Origin of the sequence: Methylobacterium sp. WL103, from assembly GCF_008039885.1 — a bacterium.
Lineage (GTDB): Bacteria > Pseudomonadota > Alphaproteobacteria > Rhizobiales > Beijerinckiaceae > Methylobacterium > Methylobacterium cerastii.
The window spans coordinates 1-905 of sequence record NZ_VRUX01001033.1 but is presented as its reverse complement, the minus strand read 5'-3'; the positions used below and the strand labels follow the sequence as shown (position 1 = coordinate 905).

General features: G+C 73.6%; 1 protein-coding gene and 1 pseudogene. Both read right to left on the bottom strand.

The window, feature by feature from the left end; translation table 11 throughout:
- Positions 1 to 193: pseudogene (locus tag FV222_RS27570) on the bottom strand (class IV aminotransferase); the annotation flags it as partial.
- Positions 180 to 800: an aminodeoxychorismate/anthranilate synthase component II gene (locus FV222_RS27565; RefSeq protein ID WP_147753333.1), complete on the bottom strand. Its 621-nt coding sequence runs from the start codon at positions 798 to 800 to the stop codon at positions 180 to 182. The gene FV222_RS27565 and the pseudogene FV222_RS27570, both read right to left, overlap by 14 nt.
- Between the last annotated feature and the right edge of the window lie 105 nt (positions 801 to 905).

Sequence of the window (905 nt, the reverse complement as noted above, 5' to 3'; positions counted from 1 at the left end):
CCTCGGGGCAGACCGGGAAGCCCAGCGCCGCGACCGAGGCGACGAGGCGGGCGACGTGCGCTTCCGCGAAGGCGACGCGGCCGGCGAGCGCCAGGGCCGTGTCGAAGACGCCGTCGGCCAGGGTCAGGCCGCGATCGGTGAGGTCGAAGGGCAGGGTGGTGCCGTCGCTCAGGCGCCCGTCATGCCACAGCATCATGGCCCTCCCCCGAGGGGCCCCGCGCCCGCCAGCCGCGGGCGAGCCCGAGGAAGTTCGAGAAGATCGCGTGGCCGTTCTCGGTGAGCACCGATTCCGGGTGGAACTGGATGCCGTAGGTCGGGTGGCGGCGATGCGACAGGGCCATCACCTCGCCCTCGGCCGAGCGCGCGTCGACGGTGAGGTTGGCCGCCATGGCCGGCCGCGGCGCCACCACGAGGGAGTGGTAGCGCCCGACCTGCATCCCGGCCGGAAGCCCGGCGAACAAGCGCTCGCCCATATGCGTCACCGGCGTCGCCTGCCCGTGCAGCGGCTTCTGCGCCCGCTCGACGCTGCCGCCGAAGGCCGCGCCGATCGCCTGGTGCCCGAGGCAGACCCCGAGGATCGGCATCTGCCCTGACAGCGCGCGGATCGCCGGCAGCGAGATCCCGGCCTCGGCCGGCGTGCACGGCCCGGGCGAGATCACCAGGGCCTCGGGGGCCAGCGCGCGGATGCCGTCCACGTCGAGGGCGTCGTTGCGCACCACGCGCACGGTCTCGCCGAGCTCCTCGAAGTAGCGCACGACGTTGAAGACGAACGAATCGTAGTTGTCGACGACGAGGATCATGGACGTTCTCGGTGGCCCGCGGCCGTGGTCGGCCGAGGGCGTCCGCCGCACCCGCGGCGACGCGCGATCGCGCTTGCCGACCTTCGGTCGGGAGTCTTGGGGTGG